The organism is Betaproteobacteria bacterium (assembly GCA_016720065.1).
Lineage (GTDB): Bacteria > Pseudomonadota > Gammaproteobacteria > Burkholderiales > Rhodocyclaceae > SSSZ01.
In genome coordinates this window covers 172979-190106 of record JADJXY010000001.1, presented here as the reverse complement: position 1 = coordinate 190106, position 17128 = coordinate 172979, and the positions used below count along the sequence as shown (strand labels likewise).

The window sequence follows — 17128 nt, the reverse complement described above, 5'->3', positions numbered from 1 at the left end:
AAAGTGCGGCGGCGTGGGGCCGCCGCCGGTCAGGAGAGTTTTTTGAGAAGCTCCGCCTTCTTGGCCTCGAATTCCTCCTTGGAGAGGATGCCCTTCTCGACCAGGCCGTGCAGTTTTTCCAGGGTCGCCACGATATCGTCGGCCGACACCCCGGGGGCGGCGGGTGCCGCAGCCGAGGGGGTGGCGGCAGGAGCGGCTCCGGCGGGCGCTGCCCCGGGCTGCATGGCCTGGGCCATGGCCTGGCCCATCACCTGCCCGAAACCGACCCCGGCGCCCAGGCCGGCGCCCAGGCCCGCCATGCCGCCTTCGTTCTGGGCCGCCAGCGGAATGCTGTTGGCAACCTGATATTGGGTGTAGCGCCCCATGTCGCCGATCATGTTCATGCCGATGCGCTGGTCGAGGATCTTCTGCAATTCCTCGGGCAGGGAGACGTTCTGCACCACCAGGGAATCCAGGGCCAAGCCGAAATCGGCGAAGACCGGGTCCATCTTGGCTTTCATGGCCTTGCCGAATTCGTCCTGGTTGGCCGCCATGTCGATGAAGGCCAACCCGGATTCGCCAAAGAGGTCGGTCATGCCGGCGACCATGGTATTGCGCAGCTGTCCGGCAAGTTCGTCCCGGGTGTAGGTGTCTCGGGTGCCGGAAATCTTCTGGTGGAAGACCTTGGGATCAACGATGTGGTACGAGTAGATGCCGAAGGCCCGCAGGCGGACGATGCCGAATTCCTTGTCGCGGATGGTGATGGGGTTGGGGGTGCCCCACTTCTGGTCGAGCTGGCTGCGGGTCGAGAAGAAGTACAGGTCGGACTTGAAGGGGGATTCGAAGAGCTTGTCCCAGTTCTGCAGGTAGGTCAGGACCGGCAGGGTCTGGGTGGTGAGCTTGTGCATGCCCGGCGTGAAGACGTCGGCCACCTTGCCCTCATTCACGAATACCGCCATCTGGGACTCGCGCACCGTGAGGCTCGCCCCGTACTGGATTTCGAAATCCTGCATGGGATAGCGCCAGGCGAGGACGCCGTCGCCCTCCTCGGTCCATTGCAGGATGTCGATGAATTGTTTCTTGATGAAGTCCATCAGGGCCATGGCGATCTCCCAGGTGATTAAACGATGCAGGCGGCGTTGATGACGCCGATACCCAAAGACAGAGAAGCGACGAAGACGCCGGAGGCAACCTTGCCCGCCGGGATATCCTCGGCCAGATGGGGCAGGACGAGGCGGGCGACGCCGAAGACGGCAAGCTGGATGACGCAGGCCACCGTGCCCCAGCCCGCCATGGTGTAGAGGTTGTGGCTCACCGCCACGGCGACCGCCACCGGCAGCGCGATCCCCAGGAGGGTGCCGGCCAGACTCACCGAGGCCGCGGCGTTGCCCTGGCGGATGAGGGTCAGCTCGTCGTAGGGGGTCATGAAGGCATACAGCACGAGAAACACGGCCAGAATGACAATGGCGGCCGCGAAATACATGGCAAAGCCGGGCAGGTTGTTGAGCACCTGATCTAGCATGGCGTCCCCTCGGGTGGTCGTCGTGGCCGGATTGTCGCCCGGCCGGGCCGGATATTCAACCTTGATTTCTCGCCCGCCGCGGGGGGAGCCCGTCGATAGGCCCGTTGCACGTGTTGCCCCGGAGACGCATTCACCGGATCGGGGCGGCCGCGCGGAACCGCGTGGGGTCGAAGCGAAGGATCGAACTGTCCCGATTCAGGCGCTATCGGCGGCGAGGACGTGCAAGCCTTCGAGGACCAGGAGCGGCTCCTCGATCACCTCCAGGGTCAATGCCGCCTTGAGGGGAGCGGCCGCCCCGCCGAAGAGCAGACAGGGGGCGTCCCCCAGGCGGCGGCTGGCCCGTTCCACCGCCCCCGCCGTCGCTTCGACGGCACCGCTGGCGATAGCATCCGCCGTATTGTCCGGCAGCCTGACCACCTGGCCGGAAGCCCGGGCCAGCCCCGCCGTCCCGCGGGCCAGGGATTCGCGCATCAGTTCCAGCCCCGGCAGGATCAAACCCCCCAGAAAGCGGCCATGGCCGTCCAGGAGATCCACCGTGGTCGCGGTCCCCGCCCCCACCACCACTGCGGCTCGCCCCAGGCGCCGCCGCGCCCCCACCAGGGCGCACCAACGATCGACCCCCAGGGTTTCCGGCTGCCGGTAGCCATTGACGACGCCCCCGGCGCAGGCCGTGGCGCGCATCACGGTAACCGCCTTCCCCCAGGCCCCCAGGGCTTGCAGGATGGCAGCCTGGGCGTTGGGCCCGGCCACATTGGACAACAGGATGCGGCTCGGCTCGGGCCAGGCGACCACCAGTTCGGACAGGTCTGCCGCCCGCCCCTGGCGGCAGACGCCCTGCCCCACCCAGGCGCGGCCATCGTGCATGCCCCACTTGATGCGGGTATTGCCGCTGTCGATACAGAAGATCACGCGCTCGGGCCTCCGCTCACGGCTCTCAGGCTCACGTCACCGGCGACCACGCGCTGCGGGCCCTCCGGGCCGGAAAGCAGCAGACTGCCGTCCACGTCGACGCCGACGCAGCTTCCCGTCAGCTCCTTTCCCGCGTCGATGATGACCCGGACGCTCTGCCCGGCCCAGGCGTGGCGCGCTTCCCAGGCCGGCCGCAGGAGCGCGAAGCCCTGCCGGGCGAATTGCGCCAGAACCTCGCCCAGGGACGCGAGGAGCGCCGCCAGCACCTCATGCCGGTCGGGCACCGGGCCCAGGTCGGCCAGCCCGGCGGCCGCCTGGTCGAGACCCACTTGCGGCGCCCGCAAATTGATTCCGACGCCGATCACGGCCTGCGTCCCCCGCGGTCCGCTGCTCAGTTCCACCAGAACCCCGGCCAGCTTGGCCCAGCCGCCGCAACAAAGACCGAGCACGTCATTGGGCCACTTGAGGCCCAGGGCGCGGAAGCCCAGGTGTTCCAGCGCCTGGACCAGGGCCAGCCCCACGGCGAGCGAGAGGCCCGCCAGCCGCGCAGGGGGCCCCTCGATGCGCCAGAGCAGGGAAAACGTCAAGGCATCCTCGGGTTCGGCATGCCACACGCGGCCCCGGCGCCCCCTCCCGGCGGTCTGGCGGTCGGCCACCACCACCAGACCGGCCGGTGCCCCGGCCTCGGCGCGCCGCAGCACCTCGCTGCTGGTCGAGTCGCACTCCGCCAGGGCATCGACGTCGAACCGTCCGGCCCAGGGGCCAAGGAGGGGAGCGAGGCGGGCGGGGTCGATGAGCGGCATGGCGGCATTGTAGAGCCCCGCGACTCGAAACCGCGGCCCGGCGGCGACCCGGGGTGTCATCCCGCCCGCTCCCGGCCCGCAGCCTGCGCTCCCGCGGAGCGCGCAAACGGACTACTCCGCCGCCTCCCGTCCGGCGTCGATGCCGAGTTCCGCGATCTTGCGGGTAATGGTATTGCGGCCGATGCCCAGGGCGTTGGCGGCTTCGATGCGCCGTCCGGCGGTATGGGCCAGGGCGCGGGCGATGAGGATGCGCTCGAAGGTCTGCGACAGAAGACCATGGACGTCCCCCACCCCCCGCGCCAGCAGGCGATCGACTTCGGCTTCCAGGGCACTCTCCCAGTCGGTGGCGACGGCGGCGGCGGGGGCGTCGCGCAGTTCCGCCGGCAGGTCGTTGACTTCGACCAGTTGCCCCGGCGCCATGACCGTCAGCCAATGGCAGAGGTTCTCCAGTTGCCGCACGTTGCCCTGGAAATCCAGGGCGCAGAGATACTTCACCGCCGCTTCCGACAGGCGCTTGGGTTCCACCCCCAGTTCCTTGGCGCTCTTCTGGAGGAAGTGCCGGGTGAGCAGGGGGATGTCCTCGTGCCGCTCGCGCAAGGCCGGCAGCCGGATGCGGATGACGTTGAGGCGATGGAAGAGGTCTTCCCGGAACAGCCCCTCCTTCACCCGGGTTTCCAGATTCTGGTGGGTGGCGGCGATGACCCGCACATTGGCTTTGATGGGCGAGTGACCGCCCACCCGGTAGAAATGGCCGTCGGAAAGCACCCGCAGGAGACGGGTCTGGAGTTCCGCCGGCATGTCGCCGATTTCATCGAGAAAGAGGGTGCCGCCGTCGGCCTGTTCGAAGCGTCCGCGGCGCTGGGCCTGGGCGCCGGTGAAGGCGCCCCGCTCATGGCCGAAGAGCTCGGATTCGAGCAGATCCTTGGGGATCGCCGCCGTGTTGATGGCGACAAAGGACTTCTCCGCCCGGGGACTGTGCCGGTGCAGGGCACGGGCCACGAGTTCCTTGCCGGAGCCCGATTCGCCGGTGATGAGTACCGTGGCGTGGGAAAGGGCCAGGCGGCCGATGGCCCGGAAGACTTCCTGCATGGCCGGCGCCTGACCGAGGATCTCCGGCGCCAGGCTCACTTCCTCCGACGCACCTTCCTGGTGCATGGACTGATCGACGGCGCGACGGATCAATTCCACCGCCTGATCCACGTCGAAGGGCTTGGGCAGGTATTCGAAAGCGCCGCCCTGGAAGGCGGCAACGGCGCTTTCCAGGTCGGAATAGGCGGTCATGATGATGACCGGAACCGCCGGAAAACGGGCTTTGATCTCCTGCAAGAGATCAAGGCCCGACTGGCCGGGCATGCGGATGTCGGACAGCAGGACCTGGGGAGGCTCGGCGCCGTGGTCGAGCTGGGAAAGGGCTTCGGTCGCCGAGGCGTAGCTCTTGAAGGGAATGCCTTCGCGGGCCAGGGTTTTTTCGAGCACCCAGCGGATTGAACGGTCGTCATCGACGATCCACACCGGTTTCATGATTTTGGCTTCACCCATGGAAAGAACGCCTCCCTTCAAGCAAGGAGCAGTCCACTGAAGAAGGTGACGCTGCCCTCCCCGTCTCTCCCCCGGGGCAGGAGAAGGAAGCGCGGTGGGTCCGCCGCACTACGCGGGCTCGATGGGCAGGCGCAGGGTAAAGCAGGTGTCTCCCGGCCGACTGTTGCATTCGATGGTGCCCTGGTGATGCTGCACGAAATTCTGGGCGATGGTGAGCCCCAGGCCGCTGCCCCCTTCGCGCCCGGAAACCAGGGGGTAGAACATGCGTTCCTGGATCTCGGCCGGGATCCCCGGGCCGTTGTCGATCACCTTGATGGCCAGGGCCAGGCGATACAGCTTCTTGACCAGGGTGACCTGGCGAATGGCCCGGGTGCGCAGGATGATCTGACCGCTGCCCTGCATGGCCTGAGCCGCGTTACGGGCCACGTTGAGCACGGCCTGGATGAGTTGTTCCCGGTCGCCGACCAGTTCCGGCAGGCTGGTGTCGTAGTCGCGACGCACGTCGAGGGAACCCGGGAATTCCGCCATGAGCAGGCTGCGCACCCGTTCGAGAATTTCGTGGATATTGACCGTGGTCGGTTGCATGGCCCGATGGGGCGTCAGGAGCCGCTGCATGAGATCCTGCAACCGATCGGTTTCCTTGATGATGACCTGGGTATATTCCTTGAGCGAGGGATTGTTGAGTTCGTGTTCGAGCAACTGGGCGGCGCCGCGGATGCCTCCCAGGGGGTTCTTGATTTCGTGCGCCAGATTGCGGATCAGTTCGCGGTTGGCCTGCTGCTGTTCGATGAGCCGCTCCTCCCGGCTCGCTGCCAGTTGCTGCTCGATGGGGTGGAGTTCGACCAGCAGGCGGGCGCCGCCCGCGTCTTCCACCAGCAAGGGCGTGACGGTGCAGTTCAGGTGGAGCGGATCGCCGTCGGCCCGTTCGATTTCGACATTCTGGCCGGTGTAGCTCCAGTTGTTGCTCACGGCGTTGACCAGAGCCGCCTGGAGGGAAGGCGAACAGGGGCAGACGTCGGTCAGGCGATGGCCGACCAGATTTTTTTCGCTCACTGCGAGGAGATTTTGACCGGCTCCGTTGAGATGGCGCACGCGGAGCTCGGCATCAAGGACGAGGACCGCCGAGGCCAGCAGGTCCAATCCGGCAAAACGGGAACTGACGGAAGTCATGGGGGCATTCTACGCCCGAAGGGCGGGGGGTCTCGCCGAAGCCCTGAGGCGGCGGGAGGCGGAAGGCCCCTCAGCGGAGGTTGGAGAGTTCCTTGTTGATCGCCTGGATGTTGCGCTCGTGCTGGGCGACCCGATCCTTGTAGGGCTGGATGCGGTCGACGACCTTCTGGTAATTCTTTTCGTCGCCGGTGCGCAGGGCCTCCTGCTCGGCGAGATCCTTGCGGGCGGCTTCCAGGTTCTTCTGCTCGGCGGCCAGTTCCTGCTCCAGGATGAGGCGGCGGTCGCCGTCGCGGGACTTCTGGGTTTCCTCGCCCACCTTGGGAAAGCCGGCGGGGGAAGGTGTCGCCGCCGCAGGCGAGCGCGTCTTGGGTGGGGGAATGCTGGAATCCGGCCCGCTGACCACGGCCTGGCAGGACTTGTTGACGCGGCTGTTGGAAATGAGGGTGCCGCCGTGCTCGTCGGTGCACTTGTAGATCGTGTTGGCCAGTACCGGAGAGGCGGCCGACAGAAGCAGGATCAGGGCTGGAGCAGTACGTGTCATCGTCATCGGTCCCGGAGGCGGCATCAGTGTACCGGACATAACGCCTGACTGGGCAAGCCAGCCGACAAAAAAAAGGACGGGCAAGCCCGTCCTTTTCGCGGCGCGCCTGAGCGCTCAGCAGCTGTAGTACAGATCGAATTCCACCGGGTGGGTGGTCATGCGGATCTTGTTCACTTCGTCCATCTTCAGGTCGATGTAGGCATCGATCCAGTCGTTGGAGAACACGCCGCCCTTGGTCAGGAATTCGCGGTCCTTGTCCAGGGCATTGAGGGCTTCTTCCAGGCTGGCGCAGACGGTCGGGATCTTGGCATCTTCTTCCGGCGGCAAATCGTAAAGATTCTTGTCGGCGGGATCGCCGGGGTGAATCTTGTTCTGGATGCCGTCCAGGCCGGCCATCATGAGGGCGGAGAAGGCCAGGTAGGGGTTGGCGATGGGATCCGGGAAGCGGGTCTCGATGCGGCGAGCCTTGGTGGAAGCCACGAAGGGGATGCGGATGGAAGCGGAACGGTTCTTGGCGGAGTAGGCCAGCTTGACCGGGGCTTCGTAGTGGGGAACCAGACGCTTGTAGGAGTTGGTGCCCGGGTTGGTGATGGCGTTCAGGGCCTTGGCGTGCTTGATGATGCCGCCGATGTAGTACAGGGCGAACTCGGACAGGCCGGCGTAGCCGTCACCGGCGAACAGGTTCTTGCCGTCCTTCCAGATGGACTGGTGAACGTGCATGCCGGAACCGTTGTCGCCCACGATGGGCTTGGGCATGAAGGTGGCGGTCTTGCCGTACTGGTGGGCAACGTTATGCACCACGTACTTGAGGATCTGGGTCCAGTCGGCGCGCTTGGTCAGGGTGCTGAACACGGTACCGATTTCGCACTGGCCGGCGTTGGCGACTTCATGGTGATGCACTTCCACGGGCACGCCCAAGGCTTCCAGGGTCAGGACCATGGCGGAGCGGATGTCGTGCAGGCTGTCGACCGGGGGAACAGGGAAGTAGCCGCCCTTGACGGAGGGACGGTGGCCGGAGGCACCCATGCCTTCGTTCTTCTCGCCGGAGGCCCAGGCCGCTTCGGCGGAGTGGATCTTCAGGGAGCAGCCGGACATGTCGACGGACCATTCGACGCCGTCGAAGATGAAGAATTCGGGTTCCGGGCCGAAGTAGGCGGTGTCGCCCAGGCCGGAGGACTTCAGGTAGGCTTCGGCGCGCTTGGCGATGGAGCGCGGGTCGCGGTCGTAGCCACGGCCGTCGGTGGGATCGACCACGTCGCAGGTGATGACCACGGTGGTTTCGTCGAAGAAGGGATCGACGTAGGCGGTGTCGGCGTCCGGCATGAGCAGCATGTCGGAGGCCTGGATGCCCTTCCAGCCGGCGATGGAGGAGCCATCGAAGGCATGGCCGTTTTCGAACTTGTCTTCGCTGAAGGCGGAGACCGGCACGGTGACGTGCTGTTCCTTGCCACGGGTATCGGTAAAACGGAAATCGACGAACTTGGCGTCGTTTTCCTTGACCATCTTCATCACGTCTTGCGGGGTTGCCATGGGGGTCAGTCTCCTAACTAAACAAGATACCGGCGATACCGGCGACAATCGAATGCGAAAGCGGAGCGTTTTTAGCAGGAAACATGCCACGCATCCTGACGAAAGCTTTGCATTCTGCCACAAAGAGTTCGAGAAGGTACCCCCCGGAGAACGGCACCGCGGTGGTGCATCATGTCCGATTGCGCACCGTTATGGTGCGCTTTGCTGCCGACTGAAGACGGCGCCTCGGGACATGGACGAAGGTCGTCGTGGCGGGGGCAACGCCCCGGGGAGCGGTGACTGTTTTATACTGCAAGGCCCTTCCACGTGGCGACTCCCATGGGAAAACTGACCGAGACCCTTGCCCTGGCCCAGGAACGCGCCCAGGCCCTCAAGCTTCCCTACGCCGGCGCCCTGACGGCGCAGGAAGCCGCCACCGTCCTCGAATCCGCCCCCGGGGCTCGCCTCGTCGATGTGCGCACCCGGGCCGAACTCGACTGGGTCGGCCGCATTCCCGGCGCGGTCGAGGTGGAATGGAACCTCTATCCCGGCGGCGCCCGCAACGAACATTTCCTGGCCCAACTGACCCGCGCGGTGGACGCCCAGGCCCCGGTGCTCTTCATCTGCCGCAGCGGCGCCCGCTCCGACGCGGCAGCCCGGGCCGCCGCAACGGCGGGTTTCGCCAGCGCGTATAACGTCCTCGAAGGCTTCGAAGGCGACAAGGACGCCGCCGGCCACCGCAGCACCGTAGGCGGCTGGCGCCACGCTGGCCTGCCCTGGATTCAGTCCTGAGGGCTTTATAGAGAAGCCCTCTCCCCCTCACCGCCCAACCCGCCTCACCCCATGCTTCCCTTCGACCGCTACAACGATCTCTCCGATTCCGAATGCCAGGAGCGCATTCGCGCCGCCCGGGCGCAACTGGGCAAGAAGGCCGTCCTGCTCTGCCACCACTACCAGCGGGCCGACGTCTATCAGCATGCCGACCTGACCGGGGATTCCCTGAAACTCTCGCGCCTGGCGGCCCAGGCCGATTCCGAATTCATCGTTTTTTGCGGCGTGCATTTCATGGCCGAGGTGGCGGACATCATGTCGCGCCCGGCCCAGACGGCCATCCTGCCCGACCTGGCCGCCGGCTGTTCCATGGCCGACATGGCCAATCTGGCCAAGGTGGAGCGTTGCTGGCGGGAACTGGGCGAAGTGCTGGACGTGGAAGCCGAATTCACCCCCGTCACCTACATCAACTCGGCCGCCGACCTGAAGGCCTTTTGCGGCCGCCATGGCGGCATCGTGTGCACCTCGTCCAACGCCGGCACCATTGCCCGCTGGGCCTTCGAACGCCGCCCGCGCATCCTCTTCTTCCCCGATCAGCACCTGGGGCGCTGGACCGGCCACCAACTCGGCCTGCCCCTGGAGGCCATGGAAGTCTGGGATCCGGACCAGGAACTCGGCGGGCTGACGCCGGAGCGCATCCAGAACGCCCGCATCCTCCTGTGGAAAGGGCACTGCTCGGTGCACCAGATGTTCCGCAAGAGCCATATCGACGCCTTCCGCGCCAAGTACCCGGAGGGCCGGGTCATCGCCCACCCGGAATGCGCCTTCGAGGTCTGCGCCGCTTCCGACCACGTCGGCTCCACCGAGGCCATCGTGCGCACGGTGAAGGAATCTCCCGCGGGAACTCGCTGGCTGGTGGGCACCGAATTGAACCTGGTGGACCGCCTGGCGCGGGAAGTGCTGCCGGACAACAAGATCGTCCAGTTCATGGCCACCACCATCTGCATGTGCTCGACCATGCAGCGCATCGACCCGCAACATCTGGCCTGGACCCTGGAAAACCTGGCTGCCGGCGCAGTGGTCAACCCCATCCGCGTACCGCCCCACGAGGCCGAACCCGCCAAAGTGGCCCTGGACCGCATGCTGGCGGTGTCCTGATCCCCCATGGGACAGACTGCCCTCCACGTCACCACCTACAACATCCACAAGGGGTTTTCCCAGTTCAACCGGCGCATGATGGTCCATGAATTGCGGGACCGTCTGCGCCACCTGGGGCCGGACATCGTCTTCCTGCAGGAGGTCCAGGGCCTGCACCTCGGCCATGCAGAGAACCACAACGACTGGCCCGACGCCCCCCAGCACGAGTTTCTCGCCGCCGACGCATGGCAGGCTTCGGCCTACGGCCGCAATATGGTTTATGACCACGGCCACCACGGCAACGCCATCCTGGCGCGCTTCCCCATCCTGGACAGCCACAACCAGGACGTCACCCACCTGCAATTCGAGCGCCGCGGCCTGCTGCACTGCCGCATCGCCGTCGCCCAGGGGCTCGTCGTACATTGCGTCTGCGTCCATCTTTCCCTCTTTGGGCGCTCGCGCAAGAAGCAGATGGAGGCCCTGGCCGACTACCTGGATTCCCTGGCGCGTCCCGGGGAGCCCCTCATCATCGCCGGCGACTTCAACGACTGGCGCAATCGGGCCGACGACCATCTGGCCCAGCGCCTGGGGCTGACCGAAGTCTTCGGCGGCATCGCCGGGCGCCCGGTAAAGAGCTTTCCCGCCGCCCTGCCCGTCTTTCGCCTCGACCGCATCTACGTGCGCGGCTTCCATGTCGAGCGCACCGAAGTCCATCACGGCCGTCCCTGGTCGATGATTTCCGACCACGCGGCACTCTCGGCCCATCTGGTTCGGGACGGCAACTAAGACTCCGTGGCCAGCAAAGCGGATTACCGCGCCGGCAACCGGCTCACCCTCCTGGAATCGGGGCGCGAGTATTTCCCTGCCCTGCTGGCGGAAATCGCCGCCGCCCGGCAGGAGATTTTTCTGGAAAGCTACATCTTCGCCGCCGACCCGGTGGGCGAAGCCGTCGCTGCCGCCCTCATCGACGCGGCCGCGCGGGGTGTGCGGGTGCAGGTGCTGGTCGATGGCTTCGGCGGGCGTAATTTTCCCCAGGATTTTTTGCCCCGCCTCGGCGCCGCGGGCGTGTACGCCCTGCTCTACCGGCCGGAACTCACCCGCTTCAACTTCCGGCGTCACCGCCTGCGGCGCCTGCACCGCAAGCTGGCGGTCATCGACGCCCGCGTGGCCTTCGTCGGCGGCATCAACGTGGTGGACGACGACAACGCGCCGCCCACCATGCGCCCCCGCTATGACTATGCCGTGCGTGTGGAAGGGCCGGTGGTGGCGCAGGTTCACGCCGCCGTGGCGCGCATGTGGGAAATCGTCGTGTGGGCCAGTTTCAAGCGGCGCTACCGCATCCGCAGCCTGACGCCGCCCGAGTGCCCGGAGGCGGAAGGCCAGATCGCCGCCTTCCTGCGCCGCGACAGCTTCCGCCACCGCAACGACATCCTCGATGCCTACCTCGTCGCCATCGCCTCGGCCCGCGGCCAGGTGCTCATCGCCAACGCCTACTTCCTGCCCGGCTTCCGCTTCCGCCACGCCCTGCGGGCCGCCGCCCGGCGAGGCGTGGCGGTGACCATCCTGCTCCAGGGCGTCAGCGACCATCCCCTCATGCAGTACGCCTCACGCACCCTGTACGCCAGCCTGCTGGCCGACGGCATCCGCATCTTCGAGTACCGGCGCAGCTTTCTCCACGCCAAGGTGGCCGTGGTCGATGACCGCTGGGCGACGGTGGGGTCATCGAATATCGACCCCTTCAGCCTCTTTTTGGCCAAGGAAGGCAACCTCGCCGTGCGCGACCCGGATTTCGCCCGGGAACTGCACGGACGTCTCGACGCCGCCATGGCCACCGGAGCGGTGGAAATCCTCCCCGGCGACCTCGCCCGCCTGCCTTGGTACTCCCGGCTGCTACGCTGGATCAGCTACGGCGCGGTGCGCGCCCTGGTCGGCCTGGCCGGATTCGGCCCCCGGCTGTCGCGGCGGGAAGATCCCGGCCTCAAACCCTGATCGCCCGCTGCCGCGGGAGCGCGGCGAAGGACCAGTGCTCCCGGGCCCAGGCCCACACCTCGGCCACCGGAGCGGATGCCAGTTCCTGCGGTGGCCGCTGCCCCAGGAAGTCCAGCGCCCGGCACAGCTCGGCTGGGGCAGCCGCGCGATCCAGGGGCCGGGCGCGGGTCTGCTTGGAAAGTTTCTCGCCGGCCCCGTTCACCGCCACCGGCAGGTGGGCGTAGGCTGGGGCCGGCAGGCCCAGGCAGGCTTGCAGCCAAAGCTGACGCGGCGTCGAAGCGATGAGGTCGGCCCCGCGCACAACGTGGGTGATGCCCTGGGCGGCGTCGTCCACCACCACCGCCAACTGGTAGGCGTAACAGCCATCGGCCCGCAACAGGACGAAGTCCCCCACGTCGGACGCGAGGCGTTGCGCCATCCGGCCCTGCAGGCGGTCATCGAAGGCCGTTTCCCCAGCGTCGGTGAGCAGGCGCCAGGCCCGGGGCGCGCGCCCGGGCGGCAGACCGCCCCGGCAGGTGCCCGGGTACACGAGCCCCCCGTCCACCGCTTCGCCCAGGGCGGAATCGGCGATTTCCCGGCGAGAACAGGCGCAGCCATAGGCCATCCCCGCCTGGAGTAGACGGTGCAGCGCTTCCGCATAGGCCTCCGACCGCTCGCTCTGGTAGAGGACAGGCCCGTCCCAAGCGAAGCCAAAGGCCTCCAGTGTGCGCAGAATGGCGCCGGCGGCCCCGGCAACGGTCCGCGGCCGATCCACATCCTCCATGCGCACGCGCCACTCGCCCCCCTGGGTCCAGGCGTCCAGGGCGCTACCCACCGCCGCCACCAGGGAGCCAAAATGCAGCGGCCCGCTGGGCGAAGGCGCGAAGCGGCCGCGGTAGGACGGGAAACGGGCTGGCGAGGGCATGGGGAAAATTATCCTCGAAACCTCAGTTGGACGCGCCGGTCGACGCATCCCGGCGGTTTCAACCCGGCTTCGGGTCGCATCCCCGGCCTGCGGCCGGGGCCCCTGCTCCGCCGTCCGCCGGGCCGCCCCGTCCGGAACCACACAGCGTACCGGGCGGCTTCAACCCGGCTTCGGGTCGCATCCCCGGCCTGCGGCCGGGGCCCCTGCTCCGCCGTCCGCCGGGCCGCCCCGTCCGGAACCACACAGCGTACCGGGCGGCTTCAACCCGGCTTCGGGTCGCATCCCCGGCCTGCGGCCGGGGCCCCTGCTCCGCCGTCCGCCGGGCCGCCCCGTCCGGAACCACACAGCGTACCGGGCGGCTTCAACCCGGCTTCGGGTCGCATCCCCGGCCTGCGGCCGGGGCCCCTGCTCCGCCGTCCGCCGGGCCGCCCCGTCCGGAACCACACAGCGTACCGGGCGGCTTCAACCCGGCTTCGGGTCGCATCCCCGGCCTGCGGCCGGGGCCCCTGCTCCGCCGTCCGCCGGGCCGCCCCGTCCGGAACCACACAGCGTACCGGGCGGCTTCAACCCGGCTTCGGGTCGCATCCCCGGCCTGCGGCCGGGGCCCCTGCTCCGCCGTCCGCCGGGTTACTCAAACTCCACGATCACCTGATCCACCGTGAGGCTTTCGCCGGGGGTGGCGGTGATTTTTTTGACTTTGCAGTCCTGGTCGGCTTTGAGGATGTTTTCCATCTTCATGGCTTCGATGACCGCGAGTTTTTCGCCGGCTTTGACTTCCTGGCCGGCCTTGACGGCGATTTCGCGCAGGAGGCCGGGCATGGGGGAGAGGAGGAATTTGGAGAGGTCGGGGGCGGCTTTTTCCGGCATGAGGGCGAGGAGTTCCGCGGCGCGGGCGCTCATGACCATGAAGTCGGCGCGGGTACCCCAGTGGAATAGGCTGTAGCGGGTCTTGTTGCGTTCGACCTGGAGGGTGAAGGCTTCGCCGTTGCAGGTTCCGCTGAAAAGGGATTGTCCCAGTTGCCAGTCGGAAAGGATTTCGTATTCCCGCCCCTGGTATTCGACGTGGTATCCGCCGCAGATCGGCCGGGCGACGACGGCGTGGTTTTCTTTGCCGCGGGGGCTGAGGCGCACGACCATCCAGTGGTCACCGACGATGCGTTCATGGCCTTCGAGCTGGCCGGAGACCGAGGCGCCGCGGTCGGTGTAGGCCCGGTAGACGTAGGCGGCGACGGAAACGAGGAGGGCTGGATCGTCGTGGGGCACCATGGAGGCGTCGAAGCCATTGGGGTATTCCTTGGCGATGAAGCCGGTGTCGAAGATGCCGGACTGGAAGCGCGGATGTTGCATCAGCGCAGCCTGGAAGGGGATGTTGGAGGAGATGCCGCGGATGACGAAGGTGTTGAGAGCGTCCCGCATGCGGGCGATGGCCTGCTCCCGGGTGGCGCCGTGGACGATGAGCTTGGCGATCATCGAGTCGTAGTACATGGAGATTTCGCCGCCGTCGTACACGCCGGTGTCGACGCGCAGTTGGCCGGGAATTTCTGCCGGCGGGGCGAACTTGACCAGGCGGCCTGTAGAGGGCAGGAAGCCACGGAAGGGGTCTTCGGCATTGATGCGGCATTCCATGGCCCAACCGTCGATGCCGACGTCCGCCTGGGTGAGGGGCAGTTTTTCGCCGTGGGCGACGCGGATCATCTGCTCCACCAGATCGAGGCCGGTGATGAGTTCGGTGACCGGGTGTTCGACCTGGAGGCGGGTGTTCATTTCCAGGAAATAGAACTCCTTGGTGGCGCCGGAGACGACGAACTCGACAGTGCCGGCGGATTCATAATCGACGGCTCTAGCCAGGGCCACGGCCTGCTCGCCCATGGCCTTGCGCATTTCGGCGTCGACGAAGGGGGACGGGGCTTCTTCGATGACTTTCTGGTGGCGGCGCTGGATGGAGCAGTCACGCTCGTTGAGGTATACGTAATTGCCGTGGGAGTCGCCCAGCACCTGGATTTCGATGTGGCGCGGTTCCAGAACGTATTTTTCGATGAAGACGCGGTCGTCGCCGAAGGAATTGCGGGCCTCATTGACGCAGGAGGTGAAGCCTTCGTGGGCTTGTGCATCGTTGTAGGCCACGCGCAGGCCCTTGCCCCCACCGCCGGCGGAAGCCTTGATCATGACCGGGTAGCCGATCTTGCGGGCGATTTCCACCGCCTGATCCGGACCGGCGATGGCGTCGTTGTAGCCGGGAATGGTGTTGACCTGGGCGGCGATGGCGAGCTTCTTGGATTCGATCTTGTCGCCCATCTTGGCCACCGAGTAATGCTTGGGGCCGATGAATTTGATGCCTTCTTCCTCCAGGCGACGGGAGAACTCGGCGTTTTCCGAGAGAAAGCCGTAGCCCGGGTGCACCGCCTGGGCGCCGGTCTGCTTGCAGGCGGCGATGATCTTGTCCATGGCCAGATAGGACGCTTTCGAGGCCGCAGGGCCGATGCACACGGCTTCGTCGGCCAGATCCACGTGCAGGGCATCCCTGTCGGCCTCGGAGTAGACGGCCACGGTCCTGATGCCCATTCGGCGGGCGGTCTTGATGACGCGGCAGGCGATTTCTCCCCGGTTCGCGATCAGAATTTTTGTGAACATGTGATGTTCCTTGTTAGTGAAAGGTGGGCCCTGAAATGTGAAATGTGGCGCCTGGCCACGGCCTTCACTTTTCCTGCATCACCCTTCATGTTCATCCGTCGGTGAAACCGGCGACCCGCGTTGAGTACCCCTGGACGCCTCCGCGTTTCACCCTTCACCTTTCACGTTTCGCTCAAAGCGGAATGTTCCCGTGCTTCCTCCACGGGTTTTCCACTTTCTTGTCGCGCAGCATGGCCAGGGAGCGGGCGATGCGCTTCCTCGTGGCGTGGGGCATGATGACGTCGTCGATGAAGCCGCGGGCGCCGGCCACGAAGGGATTGGCGAACTTGGCCTTGTACTCGGCTTCACGCTCGGCAAGCTTGGCGGGATCGTTCTTTTCTTCGCGGAAGATGATTTCCACGGCACCCTTGGGGCCCATGACGGCGATTTCGGCCGAGGGCCAGGCGAGGTTCACGTCGCCGCGCAGGTGCTTGGAACTCATCACGTCGTAGGCGCCGCCGTAGGCCTTGCGGGTGATGATGGTCACCTTGGGTACGGTGCATTCGGCGTAGGCGTAGAGCAGCTTGGCACCGTGCTTGATGATGCCGCCGTATTCCTGGGAGGTGCCGGGCATGAAGCCGGGGACGTCCACAAAGGTGACGACGGGAATGTTGAAGGCGTCACAGAAGCGTACGAAGCGTGCGGCCTTGATGGAGGACTTGATGTCGAGGCAACCGGCCAGCACCAGGGGCTGGTTGGCAACGACGCCCACCGGGTGGCCGCTGATGCGCATGAAGCCGATGATGATGTTGCGGGCGTAGTCGGGCTGAAGCTCGAAGAAATCGCCGTCGTCGGCCACCTTGACGATCAACTCGCCCATGTCGTAGGCGGCGTTGGGATTGTCGGGCACCAGAGTGTCGAGAGAGTAATCCATGCGCCCGGCCGGATCGTTGGTGGGCATGACCGGGGGCTTTTCGCGATTGCTGGCCGGCAGGAAGTTGATGAAGCGGCGCAACATGGCCAGGGCCTCGACGTCGTTCTCGAAGGCCAGGTCGGCCACCCCTGATCGGGTGGTATGGGTGACGGCGCCCCCCAGTTCCTCGGCGGTGACTTCCTCGTGGGTGACGGTCTTCACCACCTCCGGGCCGGTGACGAACATGTAGGAGCTGTCCTTGACCATGAAGATGAAGTCGGTCATCGACGGGCTATAGACGGCGCCGCCCGCACAGGGGCCCATGACCATGGAAATCTGCGGGATGACCCCGGAGGCCATGGCGTTGCGCTGGAACACCTCGGCGTAACCCCCCAGGGAGGCGACGCCCTCCTGGATGCGGGCGCCCCCGGAATCGTTGATGCCGATCAGCGGCGCCCCCACCTTGATGGCGTGGTCCATGACCTTGCAGATCTTTTCCGCATGGGTCTCGGAAAGCGAGCCGCCGAAAACGGTGAAATCCTGGGCGAAAACGAAGACCAGACGGCCGTTGATGGTGCCATAGCCCACCACCACGCCATCCCCCGGCGGCTTTTCCGCCTGGTCCATGCCGAAGTCGACGCAGCGGTGTTCCTTGAAGAAATCCCATTCCTCGAAGGATTGCGGGTCGAGCAGAAGTTCTATTCTTTCCCGGGCGGTGAGCTTGCCCTTCTTGTGCTGGCTGTCGATGCGCTGCTGGCCGCCGCCGAGGCGGGCCATGCTGCGCTTTTCGTCCAGCTGGCGAATGATGTCGTGCATGAAAATCTCCGAGTGT

15 protein-coding genes are annotated in these 17128 nt (G+C 66.3%); 4 read left to right on the top strand and 11 right to left on the bottom strand.

Features of this window, described 5'->3' with window-relative positions; genetic code table 11:
* Positions 1-29: 29 nt before the first annotated feature.
* The 8 genes from IPM73_00920 to glnA all read right to left on the bottom strand — a co-directional run bounded on the left by IPM73_00920 (position 30) and on the right by glnA (position 7993).
* Complete coding sequence (locus IPM73_00920; GenBank protein ID MBK8916657.1) at positions 30-1082, bottom strand: SPFH domain-containing protein; 1053 nt, start codon at positions 1080-1082, stop codon at positions 30-32.
* A gap of 17 nt (positions 1083-1099) precedes the next feature.
* Entirely contained in the window at positions 1100-1501 is a 402-nt protein-coding gene (locus tag IPM73_00915; protein MBK8916656.1) for a DUF350 domain-containing protein, read from the bottom strand.
* Between the two features lie 195 nt (positions 1502-1696).
* A complete protein-coding gene (locus tag IPM73_00910) occupies positions 1697-2410 on the bottom strand; it encodes a type III pantothenate kinase (GenBank protein MBK8916655.1) in 714 nt (237 codons plus the stop codon).
* Entirely contained in the window at positions 2407-3213 is an 807-nt protein-coding gene (locus IPM73_00905; GenBank protein ID MBK8916654.1) for a biotin--[acetyl-CoA-carboxylase] ligase, read from the bottom strand. Before IPM73_00905 ends, IPM73_00910 begins: the two co-directional genes overlap by 4 nt.
* A gap of 111 nt (positions 3214-3324) precedes the next feature.
* Positions 3325-4734 (bottom strand): nitrogen regulation protein NR(I), encoded by a 1410-nt coding sequence (ntrC, locus tag IPM73_00900; protein ID MBK8916653.1) that lies wholly within the window; start codon positions 4732-4734, stop codon positions 3325-3327.
* A 126-nt stretch (positions 4735-4860) separates the two neighbouring features.
* A complete protein-coding gene (locus tag IPM73_00895) occupies positions 4861-5922 on the bottom strand; it encodes a PAS domain-containing protein (GenBank protein MBK8916652.1) in 1062 nt (353 codons plus the stop codon).
* Positions 5923-5992: 70 nt separating this feature from the next.
* Positions 5993-6469 (bottom strand): DUF4124 domain-containing protein, encoded by a 477-nt coding sequence (locus IPM73_00890; protein MBK8916651.1) that lies wholly within the window; start codon positions 6467-6469, stop codon positions 5993-5995.
* 108 nt (positions 6470-6577) lie between these two features.
* Entirely contained in the window at positions 6578-7993 is a 1416-nt protein-coding gene (gene glnA, locus IPM73_00885) for a type I glutamate--ammonia ligase (GenBank protein ID MBK8916650.1), read from the bottom strand.
* A 318-nt stretch (positions 7994-8311) separates the two neighbouring features.
* On the opposite strand from glnA, the gene IPM73_00880 reads away from it, so the two are divergent.
* From IPM73_00880 to clsB, 4 genes are read left to right on the top strand one after another with little or no spacing between them, the layout of a single operon-like run.
* A complete protein-coding gene (locus tag IPM73_00880) occupies positions 8312-8764 on the top strand; it encodes a rhodanese-like domain-containing protein (protein ID MBK8916649.1) in 453 nt (150 codons plus the stop codon).
* A 51-nt stretch (positions 8765-8815) separates the two neighbouring features.
* The gene (gene nadA / locus IPM73_00875) at positions 8816-9901 is read left to right on the top strand and encodes a quinolinate synthase NadA (GenBank protein ID MBK8916648.1); all 1086 of its coding nucleotides are present in this window, start codon (positions 8816-8818) and stop codon (positions 9899-9901) included.
* Between the two features lie 6 nt (positions 9902-9907).
* On the top strand, positions 9908-10666 hold the full coding sequence (locus tag IPM73_00870; protein ID MBK8916647.1) for an endonuclease/exonuclease/phosphatase family protein: 759 nt from the start codon (positions 9908-9910) through the stop codon (positions 10664-10666).
* Between the two features lie 6 nt (positions 10667-10672).
* Entirely contained in the window at positions 10673-11869 is a 1197-nt protein-coding gene (clsB, locus tag IPM73_00865) for a cardiolipin synthase ClsB (GenBank protein ID MBK8916646.1), read from the top strand.
* Here the strand turns inward: clsB and gluQRS are convergent.
* The 3 genes from gluQRS to IPM73_00850 form a co-directional block, all read right to left on the bottom strand.
* Positions 11859-12773 carry a tRNA glutamyl-Q(34) synthetase GluQRS gene (gluQRS, locus tag IPM73_00860; GenBank protein MBK8916645.1) on the bottom strand — a complete coding sequence of 305 codons (915 nt, stop codon included), beginning with the start codon at positions 12771-12773 and terminating at the stop codon, positions 11859-11861. The genes clsB and gluQRS overlap by 11 nt on opposite strands.
* Positions 12774-13400: 627 nt before the next feature.
* Positions 13401-15404, bottom strand: coding sequence for an acetyl-CoA carboxylase biotin carboxylase subunit (gene accC / locus IPM73_00855; GenBank protein MBK8916644.1), 2004 nt, complete (start codon positions 15402-15404; stop codon positions 13401-13403).
* A gap of 172 nt (positions 15405-15576) precedes the next feature.
* The gene (locus IPM73_00850) at positions 15577-17112 is read right to left on the bottom strand and encodes an acyl-CoA carboxylase subunit beta (protein ID MBK8916643.1); all 1536 of its coding nucleotides are present in this window, start codon (positions 17110-17112) and stop codon (positions 15577-15579) included.
* Positions 17113-17128 lie beyond the last annotated feature (16 nt).

Bases quoted from the DNA above. Each gene is read 5' to 3' on its own strand.
- gluQRS (MBK8916645.1), bottom strand. From the start codon at position 12,773: ATGCCCTCGCCAGCCCGTTTCCCGTCCTACCGCGGCCGCTTCGCGCCT.
- IPM73_00850 (MBK8916643.1), bottom strand. From the start codon at position 17,112: ATGCACGACATCATTCGCCAGCTGGACGAAAAGCGCAGCATGGCCCGC.
- nadA (MBK8916648.1), top strand. From the start codon at position 8,816: ATGCTTCCCTTCGACCGCTACAACGATCTCTCCGATTCCGAATGCCAG.
- IPM73_00890 (MBK8916651.1), bottom strand. From the start codon at position 6,469: ATGACGATGACACGTACTGCTCCAGCCCTGATCCTGCTTCTGTCGGCC.
- IPM73_00880 (MBK8916649.1), top strand. From the start codon at position 8,312: ATGGGAAAACTGACCGAGACCCTTGCCCTGGCCCAGGAACGCGCCCAG.
- IPM73_00870 (MBK8916647.1), top strand. From the start codon at position 9,908: ATGGGACAGACTGCCCTCCACGTCACCACCTACAACATCCACAAGGGG.
- accC (MBK8916644.1), bottom strand. From the start codon at position 15,404: ATGTTCACAAAAATTCTGATCGCGAACCGGGGAGAAATCGCCTGCCGC.
- ntrC (MBK8916653.1), bottom strand. From the start codon at position 4,734: ATGAAACCGGTGTGGATCGTCGATGACGACCGTTCAATCCGCTGGGTG.
- IPM73_00895 (MBK8916652.1), bottom strand. From the start codon at position 5,922: ATGACTTCCGTCAGTTCCCGTTTTGCCGGATTGGACCTGCTGGCCTCG.
- glnA (MBK8916650.1), bottom strand. From the start codon at position 7,993: ATGGCAACCCCGCAAGACGTGATGAAGATGGTCAAGGAAAACGACGCC.
- IPM73_00920 (MBK8916657.1), bottom strand. From the start codon at position 1,082: ATGGCCCTGATGGACTTCATCAAGAAACAATTCATCGACATCCTGCAA.
- IPM73_00905 (MBK8916654.1), bottom strand. From the start codon at position 3,213: ATGCCGCTCATCGACCCCGCCCGCCTCGCTCCCCTCCTTGGCCCCTGG.
- IPM73_00915 (MBK8916656.1), bottom strand. From the start codon at position 1,501: ATGCTAGATCAGGTGCTCAACAACCTGCCCGGCTTTGCCATGTATTTC.